This window comes from Phycicoccus sp. HDW14 (assembly GCF_011383005.1).
In the GTDB taxonomy this organism is placed as follows: domain Bacteria; phylum Actinomycetota; class Actinomycetes; order Actinomycetales; family Dermatophilaceae; genus Phycicoccus.
Genome location: NZ_CP049935.1, coordinates 3729920 through 3748319, shown reverse-complemented (window position 1 = coordinate 3748319; position 18400 = coordinate 3729920). Strand labels below are relative to the sequence as shown.

18 protein-coding genes and 1 pseudogene are annotated in these 18400 nt (G+C 75.2%); 10 read left to right on the top strand and 9 right to left on the bottom strand.

The window, feature by feature from the left end; translation table 11 throughout:
* Positions 1 to 2 precede the first annotated feature (2 nt).
* The 3 genes from G7075_RS18380 (at position 3) to G7075_RS18375 (ending at position 2053) form a co-directional block, all read left to right on the top strand.
* Positions 3 to 1163 (top strand): cytochrome P450, encoded by a 1161-nt coding sequence (locus tag G7075_RS18380; protein ID WP_205860569.1) that lies wholly within the window; start codon positions 3 to 5, stop codon positions 1161 to 1163.
* A complete protein-coding gene (locus tag G7075_RS22145; protein WP_205860568.1) occupies positions 1130 to 1291 on the top strand; it encodes a hypothetical protein in 162 nt (53 codons plus the stop codon). The genes G7075_RS18380 and G7075_RS22145 overlap by 34 nt, the downstream gene beginning before the upstream one ends.
* An 81-nt stretch (positions 1292 to 1372) precedes the next feature.
* A complete protein-coding gene (locus G7075_RS18375) occupies positions 1373 to 2053 on the top strand; it encodes a hypothetical protein (RefSeq protein WP_166123906.1) in 681 nt (226 codons plus the stop codon).
* A 41-nt stretch (positions 2054 to 2094) separates the two neighbouring features.
* On the opposite strand, the gene G7075_RS18370 is transcribed toward G7075_RS18375, so the two are convergent.
* The 5 genes from G7075_RS18370 to G7075_RS18350 all read right to left on the bottom strand — a co-directional run bounded on the left by G7075_RS18370 (position 2095) and on the right by G7075_RS18350 (position 8097).
* Entirely contained in the window at positions 2095 to 3123 is a 1029-nt protein-coding gene (locus G7075_RS18370; protein ID WP_166123905.1) for an N-acetyltransferase, read from the bottom strand.
* 104 nt (positions 3124 to 3227) lie between these two features.
* Positions 3228 to 4412, bottom strand: a complete 1185-nt coding sequence (locus G7075_RS18365) for a hypothetical protein (RefSeq protein WP_166123904.1) — start codon at positions 4410 to 4412, stop codon at positions 3228 to 3230.
* A gap of 99 nt (positions 4413 to 4511) precedes the next feature.
* Positions 4512 to 5381 carry a hypothetical protein gene (locus tag G7075_RS18360; RefSeq protein WP_166123903.1) on the bottom strand — a complete coding sequence of 290 codons (870 nt, stop codon included), beginning with the start codon at positions 5379 to 5381 and terminating at the stop codon, positions 4512 to 4514.
* Between the two features lie 173 nt (positions 5382 to 5554).
* Complete coding sequence (locus G7075_RS18355) at positions 5555 to 6634, bottom strand: alpha/beta fold hydrolase (RefSeq protein WP_166123902.1); 1080 nt, start codon at positions 6632 to 6634, stop codon at positions 5555 to 5557.
* A gap of 194 nt (positions 6635 to 6828) precedes the next feature.
* Positions 6829 to 8097 carry an ArgE/DapE family deacylase gene (locus G7075_RS18350; RefSeq protein ID WP_240917744.1) on the bottom strand — a complete coding sequence of 423 codons (1269 nt, stop codon included), beginning with the start codon at positions 8095 to 8097 and terminating at the stop codon, positions 6829 to 6831.
* A gap of 67 nt (positions 8098 to 8164) precedes the next feature.
* On the opposite strand from G7075_RS18350, the gene G7075_RS18345 reads away from it, so the two are divergent.
* The 4 genes from G7075_RS18345 (at position 8165) to G7075_RS18335 (ending at position 11632) form a co-directional block, all read left to right on the top strand.
* A complete protein-coding gene (locus G7075_RS18345) occupies positions 8165 to 9079 on the top strand; it encodes a cation diffusion facilitator family transporter (RefSeq protein ID WP_166123901.1) in 915 nt (304 codons plus the stop codon).
* A gap of 49 nt (positions 9080 to 9128) precedes the next feature.
* Entirely contained in the window at positions 9129 to 9998 is an 870-nt protein-coding gene (locus G7075_RS23170; protein WP_371814118.1) for an MFS transporter, read from the top strand.
* Complete coding sequence (locus G7075_RS23165) at positions 9971 to 10594, top strand: MFS transporter (RefSeq protein WP_371814117.1); 624 nt, start codon at positions 9971 to 9973, stop codon at positions 10592 to 10594. Before G7075_RS23170 ends, G7075_RS23165 begins: the two co-directional genes overlap by 28 nt.
* A gap of 132 nt (positions 10595 to 10726) precedes the next feature.
* Positions 10727 to 11632: a hypothetical protein gene (locus G7075_RS18335; RefSeq protein WP_166123900.1), complete on the top strand. Its 906-nt coding sequence runs from the start codon at positions 10727 to 10729 to the stop codon at positions 11630 to 11632.
* Here the strand turns inward: G7075_RS18335 and G7075_RS23160 are convergent.
* A complete protein-coding gene (locus tag G7075_RS23160) occupies positions 11541 to 11894 on the bottom strand; it encodes a DUF5701 family protein (protein WP_371814260.1) in 354 nt (117 codons plus the stop codon). The genes G7075_RS18335 and G7075_RS23160 overlap by 92 nt on opposite strands.
* 455 nt (positions 11895 to 12349) lie before the next feature.
* Here G7075_RS23160 and G7075_RS18330 point away from each other — a divergent pair, with 455 nt between their 5' ends.
* The 3 genes from G7075_RS18330 (at position 12350) to G7075_RS18320 (ending at position 14451) form a co-directional block, all read left to right on the top strand.
* The gene (locus G7075_RS18330; RefSeq protein ID WP_166123899.1) at positions 12350 to 12922 is read left to right on the top strand and encodes an RNA polymerase sigma factor; all 573 of its coding nucleotides are present in this window, start codon (positions 12350 to 12352) and stop codon (positions 12920 to 12922) included.
* Between the two features lie 207 nt (positions 12923 to 13129).
* Positions 13130 to 13705: a hypothetical protein gene (locus G7075_RS18325; protein ID WP_166123898.1), complete on the top strand. Its 576-nt coding sequence runs from the start codon at positions 13130 to 13132 to the stop codon at positions 13703 to 13705.
* 71 nt (positions 13706 to 13776) lie between these two features.
* Positions 13777 to 14451, top strand: coding sequence for a hypothetical protein (locus G7075_RS18320; protein WP_166123897.1), 675 nt, complete (start codon positions 13777 to 13779; stop codon positions 14449 to 14451).
* Between the two features lie 113 nt (positions 14452 to 14564).
* Here G7075_RS18320 and G7075_RS20455 read toward each other — a convergent pair.
* The 3 genes and pseudogenes from G7075_RS20455 to G7075_RS18305 all read right to left on the bottom strand — a co-directional run bounded on the left by G7075_RS20455 (position 14565) and on the right by G7075_RS18305 (position 18371).
* Positions 14565 to 15816, bottom strand: a pseudogene (locus G7075_RS20455) (MFS transporter).
* Positions 15817 to 17321: 1505 nt separating this feature from the next.
* Positions 17322 to 17837, bottom strand: a complete 516-nt coding sequence (locus tag G7075_RS18310; RefSeq protein ID WP_166123896.1) for a SigE family RNA polymerase sigma factor — start codon at positions 17835 to 17837, stop codon at positions 17322 to 17324.
* Between the two features lie 99 nt (positions 17838 to 17936).
* On the bottom strand, positions 17937 to 18371 hold the full coding sequence (locus G7075_RS18305) for a hypothetical protein (RefSeq protein ID WP_166123895.1): 435 nt from the start codon (positions 18369 to 18371) through the stop codon (positions 17937 to 17939).
* Positions 18372 to 18400: the final 29 nt, after the last annotated feature.

Here is an 18400-nt window from a genome sequence, read left to right as displayed (position 1 = left end):
CGATGGACCACCCGCCTCCCCTGCCGCCCGGGCCGCGGCTGCCCCGCCTCGTCCAGAGCGTCGGGATGATGCGCCTGCGCCACCGCTGGGTGCCCCGGCTGCAGCGCCGGTACGGCGACGCGTTCACCGTGCGGCTGCTCCCGACCGGCCGCGACATCGTCCTGTTCTCCGACCCGGCCGCCGTCCGCGAGATCTTCGCCGGCGACCCCGACGTCTTCCACGCGGGCGAGGCCAACTCGCTCCTCGGTCCGGTGATGGGCCAGCACTCGCTGCTGCTCCTCGACGGTGCCGACCACCGGCGGGCCCGGGCCCTGCTCACCCCGGCCTTCTCCGGTCGCGCCCTGCGCGGCTACGCCGACCTCGTCACCGGCCTGGCCAAGACCGAGGTCGGCTCGTGGACCCCCGGCGTCCCCTTCCCCGTCCTCGAGCGGATGAACGCGGTCACCCTCGAGGTGATCCTCCGGGTCGTCTTCGGCGTCACCGACGAGGCCCGCCTCGAACGCCTGCGACCCCTCGTCCGCCAGCTCGTCGACGTCAGCCCGCTCGTGTTCCTCGGCTACGCCGTCCCCCGCCTGCGCTCCGTCGGCATGTGGCGCCGGGCCGCAGAGCGCACCGCGGCCCTCGACGTCCTCATCCGCGAGGAGGTCCGCGAGCGCCGGGCCAGCCCCGACCTCGAGCACCGCGAGGACGTGCTCTCCCGGCTGATCCGCGCCGACGACGGCGGCGACCGCCTGACCGACGACGAGCTGCGCGACCAGCTCGTGACGCTGCTGCTCGCCGGCCACGAGACGACGGCGACCGCCCTGGCCTGGACCCTCCACGAGATCGGGCTCGACCCCGCCCGACGGGCCTGGGCGCGCGAGGCCGCCCGCACCGGAGACGACGAGCGGCTCGAGGCCCTCGTCAAGGAGGCGATGCGCCTGCACCCGGTCATCCCCATGGTCGTGCGCGTGCTGCGCGCCCCGTCCACGCTCGCCGGCCTCGACCTGCCCGCCGGCACCACGGTCGCCGCCTCCATCCTCCTCGCGCACTCCCGCTCCGCGAGCCACCCGGACCCCGGCGCCTTCCGTCCCGAGCGCTTCCTCGACGGCCAGCCCGCCCGAACACCTGGATCCCCTTCGGCGGCGGGGTGCGGCGGTGCATCGGCGCGGGGTTCTCGCTGATGGAGGCGGTCGCCGTGCTGCGCGAGGTGCTCGTGGCGCACGACGTCGAGGCCCACGGCCGCGAGCAGCCGCGGGTGCGGAACATCACGAGCGTCCCCCGCCACGGCGCCCGCACCGTCGTGCGCTGAGCCGGGGAACGGCACGCCCTCCCCCGACGTCCCACGGGCGAGGGTCGCGGTCCGCGACCATGGACCCGTGAAGGAACACCGATGACCGCACGCTCGAGCGCACCGACCCCCGTCCGCCGCACCCGACGGGTGGCCCGCGGCGGCGCCGCCGCGACGGCGGCGCTCGCCGTCGTGGCCCTCGCCGCGTGCACGACGAGCGGCAAGGAGGAGCCCGGGCTCGGGCCCGACCCGTCGGTCAGCAGCTCGTCGGCCTCCCCCTCCGCCACGCCCGACCCGAGCACCTCGTCGGCCTCCCCGAGCCCCAGCACGACGCTCGCCGGCTTCTCGCTCGAGGAGCAGAAGACCGCCGGCTGGCCCGAGCTCGGCTCCTCCATCGGCATCGGCGTCGAGTCCCGGGTCGGGAAGCACACCGGGTACGACCGCGTCGTCTACCAGTTCAGCAAGGCGGGCACGCCGACCTACCGCGTCCGGTGGGTCGACGCCCCCGTCGAGGACGGCTCGGGCGACCGTCGCGACGTGCCCGGCGACGCCTGGCTCGAGGTGATGGTGACCTCGGTCGACATCCCCGGCGAGTCCGCGCCGAGCCCCGACGACCCGCTCCCGGCCACCCTCAAGGGCACCGGCATCGCGTCGGCCGACGCGATCTGGGGCGGGTTCGAGGGCTACGGCCAGCAGTTCATCGGGGTCACCGGCGGTCAGCGGCCGTTCCGCGTCTCGCTGCTCACCGGCCCGACCCGGCTCGTCGTCGACGTCGCCCGCTGACCGCGGGGCGGCCTGCGGGCCGGGCGGCCGGACGGTCGGCCTCAGAGGTCGAGGTCCTGGTGCCACGACTGGGTGCGGTAGTCGGTGACCCAGCCCATCGAGGTGTAGAGGCCGTCGGCACCGGTCGGTGAGTCGGCGTCGACCTCGAGCCCGACCCGGTTGCGCCCGCGGCGTGCGGCATCGGCGATCACGATGTGCAGCAACGCCTTCGCCACTCCACGACCCCGCGCCCTGCGGTGCACCCCGATGTAGTCGACGTAGCTGCCCTCGTGGCCGGCGGCGTCCTCGCGCAGCACCGTCGACACCAACGCGCCGGCGGGGAGCACGCCGTCGTCGGTCTCGACGGTCGCCAGCCACCAGTGGTCCCAGCGGTGACCGGGGTCCTCGCGCAGCCGCATGACGAACTCGGGGAAGCTCTCGCGGTAGGAGCTGAAGTGGTCCTGGAAGGACTCCTCGAGCACGCGGTGCACCGCCTGGAGGTCCTGCGCGACCGGCAGGCCGTCCTCGTGCCGGTCGACCGGCCGGACGACCACGCCCTCGCGCACGGCCGGCAGCGACGACTCCTCCTCGGGCCGCACCGGGCGGGTCATCTGCAGCCAGGTCCGGGTGCACCGGTACCCCGCACCGTCGAGCCAGGCCTGCTGGCGCGGGTCGTCGGCGTAGGCGCCGGAGTCGAGGAGGGTCGTGCGCAGCCGGCGCATCCGGCCGATGTCGCGCGCGTGGCGCTCGCCGGCGGCGAACAGGTGGTGGGCGAGCAGGTCGGCCTCGTCGACGGGGAGGTCGGGCGACACCGTCACCTCGACGAGCACCCGGCCGGCCGCCCGGTCGTGCACCGAGAGCCACGCGAGCAGCCGGCCCTCGGGGTCGCGGACCAGCACCTGCCGGCGGGTCCAGGACCCGGTGCCGGCGAGCTGGCCGAGCACCGCCTCGGGGTCGACGCCCGAGGAACCCTTGGCCGCCTGCTGGTGGGCCGCGAGCAGGGCCGCGACCTCCGGGGCGTCCTCGGCGACCGGTCGGGTCGTCAGGTACCGGTCGGGCAGTCCGTCGATGGTCACCGCGACGTCGCTCATGGCGACCACTCTCCCATCCCCCCGGCGGGCACACGGTCCCCCGGCCGGCCGGCGACCGAGAGGGTCGCCGGCCGGGTCGAGGTGGTGCACTGCCGACCCGAGGGTCAGCGGTTGTCGACCATCCCGTCGAACACCGAGGTGGCGTCGAAGGAGCCGAGGAGGTCACCCTCGCTGCGGTCGAACCCGAAGGACTGGCCGAAGGCGTTGGCGTCCTCGTCCCGCTCGATGCGGGTCAGGGTGCCGTCCTCGTCGGAGACCATCGTCTCGCGCTCGGTCGCCGAGGCGTCCTCACGGGAGAAGAAGCCCGAGCCGCCGCTGGCCGAGTACGGGGCGGCGAGGTCGAACACCGAGGTGCTCGTGGAGCGGTCGGCGGTCTCGTCGCGGTCCCGCGTCGAGAAGGCGTCCGAGCGCACGGTGCGGAAGGCGCCGTTCGGGTCGGCCGCGAAGGAGCCGGTGTCGAAGCCGCCCGTGGTCTTCGAGGCGCGGGCCTCACGGGTGGCCTGCGAGCGGGTGCCGTCCTCGTCGGTCACGGTGTCGCGGCGGGCGTCCGTCGAGGCGCGCTCGTCGGAGAAGGAGCCGGTGATGCCCTCGAAGGACAGCGGCGAGGAGAACGAGCCGGCGGCCTCGGAGGTCGAGGCCCCGGTGACGTCCTCGTCGTCCCGGGTCAGCGCATCGCTGCGCGCGCCCGAGAGCGAGCCCATCGGGTCGGCGGTGAGCTCGCCGATGCCGAACGAGTAGCCGGTCTTCGACGCCTTCGCCGACTCCGACTCCGACGTGCGGGTGTCGCCGTCCTCGTCGGTGCGGGTGACCTTCTCCCGGCCGGAGGAGGCCTGCTCGTTCGAGCCGGTGAGGTTCAGGCCCCCGATGGAGACGGGCGCCTTGGCCGTGGCCCTGCCCTCGCTGCTCGACGAGGAGCGGCTCGTGTCGGCGTCGGAGTCACGCGAGGTCGCGGACTTCGTGATCGAGGAGATCGCCGCCGACGGGTCGGCCGTGATGTCGCCGGTCGAGAGGCCGACCGAGTTCTTCGAGGAGTCCTTCGACGCCCGCGTGCTCGACTCCGAGGAGCCGTCCCGGTCGGTGCGGGTCTCGGTGACCGACGAGCTCTTCGAGCTGCTGCTCGTCGCCCCGAGGTCGATGCCGCCGAGGCGGATCGGGGAGGAGACGGAGGAGTCGGCCGCGTGCTGCGACGCGCTCGAACCGTCGTCGGCGGACGCCATCGCGGCGCCACCGAGGAGCAGGCCGCCGGCGACGGCAGCGGTGCCCAGGGATCGCTTGATCCAGGTGTTCATGTCGGACCTTTCGTCAGGTGTGTCCTGTGCCGGCGCGCGGGTCGTCGGGACTCGGGCGCCGTTGCGGCTCGGGGAGCCGCGCGGGATCGACCTGACGGGTCAGTCGGGGGCGACGCCGGGCCGGTGGAAGGCCTGCGTCGCGAGGACGGCCTCGTCGCCCGCGGGGAGCGCGGAGAGGGCCGAGGCGTCGCGCACCGGGTGGGGCGCGAGCGAGGTGGGGTCGGTACCGGCGTGGCCGCCCGGCGCGGAGGCCATGGCGGCCGGTCCGGGGGCGGGAGCGGCCGGCACGGCGGGGAGGGCCGGGGTCGCCGGGGTCGGCGCGGCCGGGGCGGGCTGGGCGCCAGTGTCGTCGGTGGCGGCCGGGGCCGGGGCCGGGGTGACCGTCAGCGCCGGTGCGTCGACCGACGCCGCCGGGGTCGCCGGGGTCGCCGGGATGACGGTGGGGGTCGCCCGCGGCGCGTCCGCGACGGGGGCGGTCGGCACGGCGGGCGCGTCGTCGGTGGGGAGCAGGACGTCGACCGGCGGGAGCACCTGGGCCACGGGGGCCAGGGCGTCGGTGACCGGGGCGAGCGGCTCGAGGACGACGTCGGTGACGGGCGCCACGGCCTCGAGGACCGGCTTCGTGACGGGCTCCACGAGCTTCGCGACGGGCTCGGTGACCGGCGCGACGGCCTGGGCAACCGGCTTCGTGACGGGCTCCACGAGCTTCGCGACGGGCTTGGTGACCGGCGCGACGGCCTGGGCGACCGGCTTGGTCACCGGCTCTGCGGCCCTCGCGACCGGCGCGGCCACGGGCTCGAGGACCGGGCTCGTGACGGAGGAGAGGGAGGCTCCGGCGTGGCCCAGCAGGCCGTCGCCCTCGTCGGCCGAGGCGGAGGAGGCGACGGCGACGGAGAGGACGAACCCGGAGACGAGCGCACCGACGGCGAGCAGGACGGCGCGCAGCAGGCGCTGCGTCAGCGGCGTCATCGTGCTCCCTCCGGCGGTGCTTCCTCGGGCGGCGTCAGAGGGGCTTCGGAGCCGCGCCCCGTCCCGGATGGGTGCGCGCCCCCTTCACGCCTCGCGGACGTGTGTGAACACGCCGGTGGTGCCTGGCGTGTTCACACACGTTCGCGGTGGAGTGGTGCGGTGGTGGAGGGGCCTCAGACGGGGGTGTCGAGCAGCTCGCGCAGGTGGGCGTCGACCTCGTCGAGGTAGGACTGCTCGAACCCGAAGAGCCCGAAGTGCCCCGCGACGGTGTGCAGCACCCGCAGCTCGCTGTTCGGGGTCAGTCGCTGCTCGGCCTCGCAGTCGCGCGGCGGGAAGAACATGTCCTCGTCGATCGGCAGCACGAAGGTCTTGGCGGTGATCCGCCCGAGGGCGGCGGCGAGGTCGCCGCCGGTGTTCCGGGCGACGTCGCCGCGCTGCCACTTCCAGCCCATCGAGAGCAGGGCGTTGGGGTCCATCATCCCGAAGAGCAGCCGGACGAAGTTCTGCTGGAACTCCTCGAAGGTCGAGAACTCCAGCCCCTCGGCGATCGGCGGGATCCCCCGCCAGAACTCCGTCTTCCAGAACTCCGTGCTGAGGCCCAGGATCGCCCAGATGTCCGCGTGCCGGGCGAGCCCGGCGGCCACGTCCTCGTGCGAGGCGTACTCGCCACCGTTCCATCCCGGGTCGGAGGTGATGGCCTCGAGCAGGGCCCGCGTGAAGAGGAAGTCGTGGGGGGTGTTCTGCGCCGTGCCGGCGATCGGCGCCGCGCGAAGCACCTTGTCCGGGAAGCGGACCGCCCACTCCCACGTCTGCTGGGCTCCCATCGACCCGCCGACGACCAGGGCCAGCCGCTCGATGCCGAAGTGCTCGCGCAGCAGCTGCTCCTGGGCCCGGACGTCGTCCCCGATGCGCACCTGCGGGAAGCGCGACATCGCGATGGACGGGTCGTCGGTCGTGTGCGGTGAGGTCGACAGGCCGTTGCCGATCTGGTTGACGACGACGATGAACCAGCGCGAGGGGTCGAGCGCGCGACCCTCGCCGATGTAGACCTGCCACCACGTCGCGTGCGTGCCCGAGAACCACGTCGGGACGAGGATCGCGTTGTCCCGCGCCTCGTTCAGCTCGCCGTAGGTCGCGACCGCGAGGTGCAGGTCGGGGATGACCCCGCCCTCCTCGAGCTCGAAGCGGCCGACCCTGAGGAGCTCGTAGGGCCCCTGCATCTCGGCGGTGTAGAAGGGGTTGTCCAGGGGCATGGCGGGTCCTCTCGTCGCGACGCTGCTGACCCGCCCGACGCTAGGCCGCGGATGCGGAGTGCGGAACCCCCCGCCTCCGTCCCGCGAACGTGTGTGAAGAACGTCGGCATGCCGACGTTCTTCACACACGTTCGGGAGAGGTGGGGGTGGGCAGAGGCAGATCGGGGGCAGATCGGGGGCAGGTCAGGGGCAGGTCAGGGGGCGGTGAGGCGGCGGACCGTCAGGACGGTGAGGGCGCGGGCCACGGCGACGACCTCGTCGAGGGGCACCGACTCGCGCGGCGAGTGCGCGAGCCGGACGTCGCCCGGCCCGTACTGGAGCGTGGGGATGCCGGCGGCCGCGTACAGGCGCAGGTCCGAGCCGTAGGGGGCGCCGGCCTCCCGCGGCCGCTGCCCACCGACCGCCTCGACCGCCCCCGCCACCTCGGCGGCCAGCGGGTGCCCGTCCCGCAGCCGTCCGGATGCGAAGGCCCCGCCCGGCCAGGTGACGACGGGCGGGTGCTCGCGCAGCCACGGGTCGGTCGCGGCGGCCTGTGCGACGCATCGCTCGAAGGCGTCGCGCGCGGCCTGCGGGTCCTCGCCGAGGGCGACCCCGACGCGCCCCTCGGCGACGAGCAGGTCCGGCACGCTGCTCGCCCAGTCGCCGGCCTGCACCCGCCCGACCGACATCGCGTACGGCAGTCGGGTGCCCGCGAAGAGCGGGTCGGCGGACTCGTTGCGGGAGGCCTCGAGCCGCCGCAGCGCCGCGTGGACGACCGCGAAGGTGTCGAGCGCCGAGACGCCCTCGAGCCGCGTGCTGCCGTGCGCCGCGAGGCCGCCGACCTCGAGCCGGAAGGTCAGCGCGCCGGCGTTCGCCACGAGCAGCCGGCCGCTCGTCGGCTCGGTGACGACCGCGGCCTCCCCCGTGTGGCCGCGGCGCAGGGTGGCGAAGGCGCCGAGCCCGCCGTCCTCCTCACCGACGACCGAGTGCAGCGCCAGCCGCCGTGCCGTCCGCACCCCCGACCGGTGCAGCGCCCGGGCGACCGCGAGGTTGGCGGCCACCCCCGCCTTCATGTCGCAGGCCCCGCGCCCGTGCAGCCGACCGTCCCGGACGACCGCCGCGAAGGGGTCGTGCGCCCAGGCCCCGGGGTCGCCCACCGGCACGACGTCGACGTGGCCCTGGAGGACCAGCGCCGGCGGCCCGGCGCCGGGCGTGGTGCCGACGAGCCCCCAGGCCTCGGTGCGGGGCGCCTCGCTGCCGGGGAACCCGGGGTCGGCACGCAGGGCCTCGAGGTCCTCCGACCACAGGTCGACCTCGAGCCCCGCCTCCTCGAACCAGCGCGCCAGCAGGTGCTGCACCTCGCCCTCGGCCGCCGACCCGGTGACGCTCGGGACGCGGACCAGCTCGACGAGGCTCGCGACGAGCTCGTCGTCGTCGAGGGCGTCGAGGACCCGGCACTCGTCGTCGCTCAGCGGGGCGGTCACGGCGGCACCCTAGTGCGGCGGGTAGCGTCGTCGACGAGACGTCCCACGTGCGGAGGAGGGCAGGCCGATGGGATCCGGTCACGGCCACTCCCACGCACCCTCGGGGCACGCCGGGGCGCAGCACCGCTGGCGGCTGCGGGTGGCCTTCGTACTCGTCGGGGCGTTCTTCGTCGTCGAGCTCGTCGCCGGGCTGCTCGCCGGCTCGCTCGCCCTGCTCAGCGACGCCGGGCACATGGCCGCCGACGTCGTCGCGCTCGGGGCCGCCCTCGTCGCCACGCGCATCGCCACCCGCCCCGACTCCACCGGCCGGCGCACCTTCGGCTCCTACCGCGCGGAGGTGTTCGCGTCGGGCCTGGCCGTGCTGCTGATGCTCGGGGTGTCGGTCTACATCGTCGTCGAGGCGGTGGGCCGGGCCGGGTCCGGGCCCGAGGTCGCCACCGGTGTGATGCTCGTCGTCGGCGGGCTCGGGCTCGTCGTCAACCTCGTCTCGCTCCTGCTGCTGCGCGGCGGGGCGGCCGACAGCCTCAACGTCCGGGGTGCCTACCTCGAGGTGGTCGCCGACACGGTCGGGTCGGTCGGGGTGCTGGCCGCCGCCGGCCTCATCGCCGCCACGGGGAACCCCCTGTGGGACACCGTCGTCGCCCTGGCCATCGCGGTCTTCGTCGCCGTCCGCGCCGTGCTCCTCGGGCGCGAGGTCGTGGCGGTCCTCGGCCAGCACGCACCGGCAGGCATCCACCCGGACACCACCGAGGCCGCGCTGCGGGAGGTCTCCGACGTCGTCGACGTCCACGACCTGCACCTCTGGACCCTCACCTCGGGGATGCACGTCGCCACCGCCCACCTCGTGTGCGCCGACGGCGCCGACCCCGGTCGGGTCCTCGAGGAGGCCGGCGCGCGGCTGCGCGAGGAGTTCGGCATCGACCACGCGACCCTGCAGGTCGAGCCCCGCGGCACCCGCTCGTGCGTCGAGACGAGCTGGTAGCCCGCCGCGCCCGCGGAATGCCCGGCCCGGCGGCGGGGTTGGCCCTGCGGTGACGACCCCCACCGCCGCCCGCGTCCCTCGGGCCGACGTCGGGCTGCGCAGCGAGCGCGGCCCCGTGCTGCTGGCCGTGATGCTCGCGACCGGCCTCGTGGCCATCGACGCGACCATCCTCGCCACCGCCGTGCCCGCGGTCGTCCGTGACCTCGGCGGCCTCTCCCAGTTCCCCTGGCTGTTCTCGGTGTACGTCCTCGCCCAGGCGGTCTCGGTGCCGGTCTACGGCAAGGTCGCCGACCTGTTCGGCCGCAAGACCGTGATGCTCGTCGGAGTCGGCCTCTTCGTCGTCGGCTCGCTGCTCTGCGGGCTGGCGTGGTCGATGGGCTCGCTCATCGCCTTCCGGGCCGTGCAGGGCCTCGGGGCCGGGGCCATCCAGCCGATCGGGATGACCATCGTCGGCGACATCTACAGCGTCGCCGAGCGGGCCACCGTCCAGGGGTACATCGCCTCGGTGTGGGCGGTCAGCTCGCTCGTCGGCCCGACCCTCGGCGGCATCTTCTCCGAGGCCCTCACCTGGCGCTGGATCTTCCTCGTCAACCTCCCGCTCGGTGCCGCCGCCGCCTGGATGCTCTGGCGCCGCTTCTCCGAGGCACCGCGGCCCGCCGTCGCCCGTCCCCGCATCGACTACGCGGGGATCACGCTCCTGCTGCTCGGCACGGTCGCCCTGCTCGTCGGGCTGCTCGAGGGCGGTGTGCTCTGGGCCTGGGGCTCCCCGGTGAGCGTCGCGCTGTTCGTCGCCTCGGCCCTGCTGCTGGCCGCCTTCGTCGTCGTCGAGCGCCGTGCCCCGAACCGGTCCTCCCGCTGTGGGTGTTCGGCCACCGGGTGGTCGGCGGGGCGATGCTCGTCTCGCTCGTCGTCGGCGTGATGCTCCTCGGGCTGACGTCGTACGTCCCGCTCTACGCACAGGGCGTCCTCGGCACCGGCGCGATCGTGGCCGGGTTCGCGCTGGCCGCCATGACGATCGGCTGGCCCGTCGCGGCCTCGACCGCCGGGCGGCTGTACCTGCGGCTCGGGTTCCGGACCACGATGCTCATCGGCTCGGTGCTCGCCGTCGCCGGCTCCGGCGTGCTCCTCCTCGTCGGCCCGCACAGCTCGGTCTGGCTGCTCGCCGGCGCCTGCCTCGTCCTCGGGCTCGGCTTCGGCTACGTGGCCAGCCCGTCGCTCGTGGCGGCCCAGTCGTCCGTGCCGTGGCACGAGCGGGGCGTCGCGACGAGCGCGTCGATCTTCGCTCGGTCGGTGGGGAGCGCGGTCGGGGTCGCGGCCTTCGGTGCGGTCGCGAACACGGTCGTCCGCCAGCGCCTCGGGCACACCCCGTCCGACCTCGAGTCGCTGCCGGCGGGCGTGCTCGCTCCGGCCCTCGGCGCCGTGTTCGTCGTCGCGGCGGCCGTGTCGGTGACGATGCTGCTGGCCTCCCTCGTCATGCCCCGCGAGGTGCACGAGGTGGAGGCGACGCGGGACTGACCCGGAAGGTGTGAGGTCCGGAACACCTGGGCCGCAGCCCTGCTCGAGCCGCCTACGGTTGCACTGCAGGGGACGCCACCCGCGGGCTGCAGGGACCCGCGGGTCGTGCTGCCCCGCCCGAGGAGGTCCCCGATGGTGCTCGTCGCCGGTCCGCGGCTGCGCGCCGCGACGGTTCTCTCGTGGGGTGTGCTCGCCCTCATGCTCGTCCAGGCCGCCCTCGGGCTGGCCGTCGACGGCCTGTACCCCGAAGCGCCCTGGGCGGTCGCGGCGCTGCGCGGGAACGACCTCGTCACGCTCGTGCTCGTGGCCCCGGCGCTGGCCGTCGCGCTCGTCGCGAGCCGGCGCCGCCCCTCACCGGCCGCGACGGCCGTCTGGCTCGGGCTGGTCTTCTACGGCGTCTACAACTTCGCCTACTACGCGTTCGGCACCGCCTTCAGCCGCGTCTTCCTCCTCCACGTCGGGGCGCTCGCGCTGTCGGTGTGGGCGCTGGCCCTCCTCGGCACGAGCATCGACGCCGGCGCCGTGGCCTCCGGGGTCCGCGGCGGCCGCGCGGCACGGGTCGTTGCCGGGTTCACGACCCTCGTCGGGGTGGCGCTGCTCGCTGGCTGGGGCTCGATGTCGCTGCGCTTCGCCCTCACCGGGGCCCTCCCGGAGGACGTGATGCCACCGTCGGCGGTCCACCTCGTCTACGCCCTCGACATGGCCGTGCTCGCCCCCGTCTTCGTCGTCGCGGGTGTGCTGCTGTGGCGCCGTCGGCCGTGGGGCGCGGTGCTCGCGGCGGCGGTCAACGTCTCCGGGGCGGCCTACCTCGCGGTGCTCGAGGTGGTCGGCGGCTTCCAGGCCGACGCCGGCATCGCCGGGCGGACGTGGGCCTCGCCGGTCGGCATCGGCTCGACCCTGCTGTGCCTCGCGGCGGCCCTCATCCTCCTCGTGCCGGGCGACGCCCTCAGCCGCGTCGCGAGCCGGCCGACGCGACCCCGAGCCAGTCGTGCGGGTTCCCGTCCCAGCACCAGCCGAGCTTCGGTGCGCGCTCGCTGATCCACATCGCCGGCACCCGCCGGTCGCCGCGCCGCGAGCCCGACAGCATGAAGCAGCGGTTCTTCTCGAGCAGCTCAGGCGTGTGCGTGACGACCGCTACGCCCTCCTCGATGGTCAGGGGGCTGCGACCGCGGCCGAGGACCGTGGGCAGCGCCTCCTCCGGGCGGACGCCCCGGAACTCCTCGCCGCGGTCGACGTCGAGCAGCAGGTAGGCATCGGGCCGCGGCAGGACGACCTGCTCGATCGGCCGGTACGGCGCCAGGCCGGCCTCGCCGTGGTTGCGGTCGAGGATGCCCGGGCGGGTGCCGCGGGGGCCAGGCGCAGGAGCGGCACCGTGCGCTCGGGGTCGACCACCTCACGGGTCACGACGAGGACGAGCGGGGTGCGACCCTCGGCGGTGGCGGGCAGGTCGCCGAGGTCGGCCGCGAGCTCGCGCAGCGGGGCGAGGCGCGCGCGGAAGGCGGCCTCCGGTTCCCCGGCGAGGTCGGGGTAGCCGAGGCGGGCGAGGGTCTCGACCTGGGCGTCGAGGACCTCGAGGGCGGGCGTGGTCGCGGAGGGCGTGGTGGCGGTGGGAGCGGTGATGGCGGACCTCCGGGTCGTCGTGGGCGGCCCGTGGTCAACGCCCCCGGCGCCGCCCGGGTTCCGCAGCCGCCGGATGCGACCGGGCGCCCCGGCACGAGAACCCCTCGGACGTCGGCGGTGTAGGAGCGATGATGGATGGACACGAGCGGCGAGGGAGGACCGATCGAGACGGCCGACGAGGCGATGGTGCTGGCTCGCGTCCGTGCCGGGGAGACGGCCGCCTTCGCAGAGCTGGTCACGAGGCATGCCCCGATGGCGAGGCGGCTGGCGGTGCTCTCCGGGGCCGGCTCGGACGCTGACGACGTCGTCCAGGAGGCCTTCGTCAAGGCCTACCGGGCCCTCTCGTCCTTCCGCGACGGCGCCTCGTTCCGGCCCTGGTTGCTGCGGATCGTCGTCCACGAGAGCCGCAACCTGCACCGTGGGCGGTCCCGGCGGTCCGACCGCGAACGACGTGTCGTGCGCGACGACGCCCGGCTCGCCACCGGCTCGGACCCGGCGGAGGTGGCCGTGGGCGAGGAACGGCGCGCCGCGCTGCTCGGCGCGATCCGGGCGCTGCCGCAGGAGCTGCGTGAGGTCGTGACGTGCCGCTACCTGCTCGAGCTGTCCGAGACCGAGACCGCGGCGACCCTCGGGATCCCGAACGGCACCGTCAAGTCGCGGCTCCGTCGGAGCCTGACCCGACTTCGAGAGGCGCTCCCCGATGCCTGAGCAGATCCAGACACCGCCCCCCCTCGAGCCGGTCGACCCCCTCGAGGCCGAGCTCGTCGCCGTCGGGCGGACCCTCGTGGTCGACCCACCGGCTGCCGACCTCGCCGATCGCGTGCTGGGTCGGATCGCGGAGGAGGCCGCCGCGCCGCAGCGGGCACCGCTGTGGCGCACGCGGCTGCGCGACCCCGGCGCCGCACCCTCGTCGCGGTGGTCGCGGCAATGCTGGTTCTCGTGCTCGTGCCACCCGTCCGTGCCGCCGTGCTCGACCTCTTCCGGATCGGCGGGGTCGTCGTCCGAGAGGCCCCGTCGCCACCGGTCGGGTCCCCCACCCTGCCCTCCACACCAGACGGTGCCGTGGTCCGCTCCCTGGAGGAGGCCTCGAGGCGGGTGGGCTTCGACATCCGCGCCCCTCGTGCGCTGGGCCCGCCCACGACCATCGCGGTGACCCGGGAGGAGCGCGTCGTCGAGCTGACGTGGGGCACCGGCGCCGGCTCGACCCGGCTCGACGTGTTCGACGGGAGCCTGTCCTTCGGCTACCTCAAGAGCGTGTGGCAGGCGGTGACCCCGACCGACGTGTCCGGGAGGGAGGCCGTGTGGTTCGCGGCACCGCACCTCATCGAGTGGACCGACCGCAGCGGGGCGACGGTGGCCAGCGCGCCACGGGTCGCCGGTCCCACCCTCGTCTGGGTCGGTGGTGACGGGGCGGGGAACGGGCTCACCTACCGCCTCGAGGGCCCGGAGAGTCTCGAGGAGGCCAGGGCGGTCGCGGAGTCCGTCCCCTGAGGTCGGACCGTGAACCGACGGGGCGTGGGCGGTGTATCACCGGCACCACGACAGCCCCACGGAGGCACGACATGCGCAGGTTCCTGGTCCTCGTCCTGACCCTCGTCGCGGGCTCGTGCGTCCTCGGTGTGCCGTCCGCGGCCGCCGGAGGTCCGACGTCGGTCCTCGTGACCAACTACGGGAGCGGCCGGTCGGCTGCCGCGCTCACCGGCAGTCCCGCCTACTCCGAGCTCCAGTCGGTCCTCGGCGAGGGGAGCGCGCCTGCGGGGACCGCCAGTCCGCCCGCACAGGTCGCCACCTCGGAGGTGTCGGTCCGGCTGGTGTGGCTGATCCACGACATCAGCCCCTGGCGCATCGACACGGTGCACGTCGTGGATGGGGACGTCTGGGTGGAGACCTTCGTCGACGTCACGGGCGAGGATCCCTTCGCGCGAACGCCGACCTGGTCCCAGCCGGCTCGTGCGGACGACCTCGTCGCCACCCTGACCGGGCTGGGCGTCCTCGGGACGTCCCCGGCCGGCTCGGGCGGGCCGACATCGGGGCCGGCGGCCGTCCCGCCGCCGACGGTGGCGGCGGCGGCGGCGGCGGACACGGTGTCCCGGGCCCCGGCGTCGGGTCCCCCGTGGCTCCTCGCTGCCGCCCTCGTCCTGGGTGCGGGCGTCGCGGGGACACTCGCGGGCACGATGCTCACGCGCCGCGGGGTGCGACTGCCTCCGCTCCCGCGTGCGACCGAGGCCAGCGGCTAGGTGAGGCAGCGCCGGCCGCCGCCCGGGTTCCGCGTCCGGCCGCTGCCGGGCTCGGTTCGAGGTGCAACCCGACCAGATCCCGGTCGGTCTTCACCTCGACCCGGCGGGAGAGGTCAGGCGGTCCCGGCGTGGCGCACGGGGTGGGTCTCGCGGGCCCGCAGCCACGGGATCGCGGCGAGCAGGGTGATAACGCCGGTGGCCGCGAACGCCAGCCCGAAGCTGCCCCGGTCGACGAGCAGGCCGGCGAGGACCGGGCCGATGATCGCCCCGGTGTCGCTCGACATCTGGAACGCCGCGAGGGCCGGCCCCCCGTTGCGCTCGCGACCCACCACGTCGGCCAGTGACGCCTGCAGGGCCGGGTTGAGGCTTCCCGCACCGATGCCCGCCACGACCGAGAAGGCGATCAGGCCGGGCAGGTTCGTGGCGAGCCCGGTGGCCGCGGTCGCGAGCCCGGAGACCACGAGGCCGCCCAGGATGTACGGCTTGCGCCCGATGCGGTCCGAGGTGCGACCGGCGAAGGTCAGGCCGACGGCGTTGCCGGCCGCGAAGACCGCGAGGGCGGTGCCGGCGACGAGCGCCTGGTGGGTCTCGCGCGTCGCCTGGTCGAGGCTCTGGTCGACGATGACGGCCGCCGCGAAGAGCGGGAGGATCGCGTTGCGCACCCCGAAGTTGGCCCAGCCGTTGGCGAAGGCGGAGGCGATCGACGCCCGGTAGGCGCCGTCGCGCCAGCCGTCGCGCACCGTCATCACGGGCAGGACGGGGTCGCCCGGCTTGGGGCGGAGCGAGGCGTCCTTGAGAAAGACGAACACGATCGTGGCGGCGAGCAGCAGGGCCACGGAGTACACGATGAACGGCACCCGGAGGCTGAGCCCGCCGAGCAGGCCGCCGACGACGGGGCCGCCGACCCCGCCGATGAGGAAGGCCGAGGCGTAGGCCGACGAGACGCGGGCCCGGATGGACGGCGGCGCGAGCCGCACGATGAGCGCGACCGCGGACACGGTGAACATCACCGAGCCGATGCCGCCCAGCCCCGGAAGACGACCAGCTGCCAGTACGACCCCGCGAAGGCCGTGGCCCCCGTGGAGAACGCGACGATGACCAGGCCCGCGAGGTAGATCGGCCGCTCGCCGAGGCGGGCGATGAGCCGGCCACCCGCGGGGCGAAGCACAGGCGCATGAAGGCGAAGGCGCTGACGACGATGCTGCTCGCCGTCGCGCCGACCCCGAAGCTCTGCGCGAACTGCGGGAGGACCGGCGTGATGAGCCCGAAACCCAGGGCGATGACGAACGCCGCCGCGATGAGGACCCAGATCTCCCGGGGGATGCGGGCAGTGGCGGACGGGGTCGTCACGGGGTCGGCGGACACGATCCACCAGTATGCCCGCGCCCACTGACGCCCGGTCAGGGAGCGGTGCCGCCGCGCCCATCGAGAGGAGGCAACACGCAGAGGGTGCGCCCGCGGCGCCTGCGTGTTGCCTCCTCTCGGCGAGGCCGGGATCAGCCGGCGGCGGCCTTGGTGGCCGACGGAACGCCCGGACGGGCAGCCGCGCCTCCGGTCACCGCCCCCCGACCTGGTAGACAAACGGCAGCCGCCCGACCGGTCTCTTCCAGCCCCGCCGGCGCCCGCTCCACCAGACCACGACGCCCAGGGCCAGGAGCACCCCGAGCAGACCTCCCCAGGTCCGGGCCCGCTCGGCCCAGACCAGCGCCGAGTCCTCGGCGGGGCTCCCGCGGAGGCTGTCCCCGCTGCCGCCGGGCAGCCGTCCGTGCCGAGCTCGGAGGAGACCCGGACGAGCGGGCCCCCGTCCCCGCCGACGGGTCGGAACGCCAGGTCGTCGGTGACTACGGGCCTGCCGGCGCGCCAGACCGGCCGGCAGCCCCATCCGGCCCAGTCCGCGGCGGAGCCTTCGGGCGATCCCGTCGCGAGGTCGAAGACCCGGGCGCGTGTGCGCGGGCCGGAGGTGTCGTCGACCCCCAGGTCCAGCAGCACGATGCTCCGGCCGTCCGGGGACACCGCCGCGGACGACTCCGTGTCCGTGGTGGGCCCCGGCCACGTGATGGAAGGTCCTTCGCGCCACGCCTCGTCGCCGACGGTCCACGTGTGCACCTGGCGGGTGTCGGGGCCGGTCTGCCACACCGCGACGAGGGTCGAGGCGTCGCGCCAGCCCGCCTGCACGACAGACGGGCCACCCTCCGGTGCCGGGACCACCGAGACGGCACCGGAGTCCGCGTCGAGGACCACGCCGGCCGACGGAGGCGTGGTGGCCTCTCGGGGGAGGTACACGCGGCGTGAGTCCGGGCTCCACCACGGCCGGCCCACCGAACCGATCTCCGTCAGCGGCACGGTGGTTGCGAGGTCGACGTCGGTCACCCGCCCGGACACGAGGTCCTGCACCGCCCCGCTCCCCGCCAGCCGGCGACCGTCCGGCGAGAGGGAGACCTCCTGTGACACGCCGGGCACACCCCCGTCGAGCATGCTCGAGTCGGCCACGAGCTCGTGGACCGCGCCGGTCGGCCCCACCGTCCACACCACGCGTCGGCCGTCGCGCTCGGCCGGCAGTGCGAGGGCCGTCACGCCGGGCGCGGCGGTGCGCACGGGGTCGGCCGGCATCGCGACCCGCGCCGGGAAGGACGTCGGCAGGCCGTCGGGGCCGGTGGCGGGCAGCGTCGACGGCCGGCCGCCCACGGGGAGGGTGCCGACGGCGACGAGAGCCGCGGCGACGAGGAGCACCGCCACCGCCGTGCCGCGCTCGCGCCGGCGCAGGCGCAGACCGTCGCGCCACAGGGGCACCGGCTCGGGGACCTGCTGGTCCTCCCCGACGATCCCCACGGACAGGCCCTCCAGCTGCCGGGTCAGGGTGCCGTACTCGTTCACCGGGGTACCTCCTCGCGGCCGAAGGTCGCCGCCAGCTCCGGGGCCAGCTCGCGCAGGCGGCCCAGGGCGTGGCGGGTCTGGGACTTGACGGTGCTCACCGAGCAGCCGAGCAGCTGGGCGGTCTGCACCTCGGTGCGGTCCTCGTAGAAGCGCACGACGAGGACCGCCCGCTGGCGCGGGGTCAGCCGACGCAGGGCGGCCTCGAGGGTGAGTCGGGTGTCGGCGTCGGTGGCCGCGTCACCGGCCCCGGGGCGCTCGGCGGGGGGTTCGACGGGGTCCGGCTGGTGCCTCCGCCAGCGCCACACGTCGATCGAGCGGGTGTAGAGGATGCGCCGGACGTAGGCGTCGGCCGTCCCGATGTCGACCCGGTGCGAGTGCCGGGCGGCGCGGACGAGCGCCTCCTGGGCGAGGTCCTCGGCGGAGTGGCGGTCTCCGGTGAGCAGGGCGGCCGTGCGCACGAGCGGCACCCACCGGGTCCGCACGTACTCGTCGAACTGCTCCCGCTCCGCCACCGGCCCCAACTCCCGTCGCCGTCCGCCGTGCCCGTCACCGGGGAGGACGGACCGGGGGCCCTCCGCGGGTGGAACCCCCGGCCGGCGGCCCCGTCGGGATCAGCCGGCCTTGGCCTTGGTGGCCGACGGGACGCACTGCACGTCGGCGGCCTTGTCGTCGCCCGAGTAGAAGTCCTCGGCCTCGAGGGTCGCGCTGTCGCCGGCGTCGAGCGTCTTGGTCAGCGTCTTGCTGCCGACGACCGTGCCGCCCTCGCGCTTGGCGACCGCGACGAGCACGGTGTACGTGGTCTTCTCCGAGCCCGCGTTGGTCAGCGTCGCCGAGAACGACCAGTCCTTGCCCTTGCGCTCGCAGCGGACCTTGCTCAGCTCCTTGATCGCCCCCGCGGGCTGGTTCGTCGGCGGCGCCGCGGTGACGGTCTGCTGGGCCCCGCTGCCGGTGGGGGTCGGCTCGGCGCCGTCGCCGGAGCAGCCGGCGACACCGGCGGCGAGCAGGAGGGTGGTCAGGGCGGCGGTGGCCCGCGTCCTGGGTGTCACGACGTGCGTCCTCTCGTTGGGGTCATCAG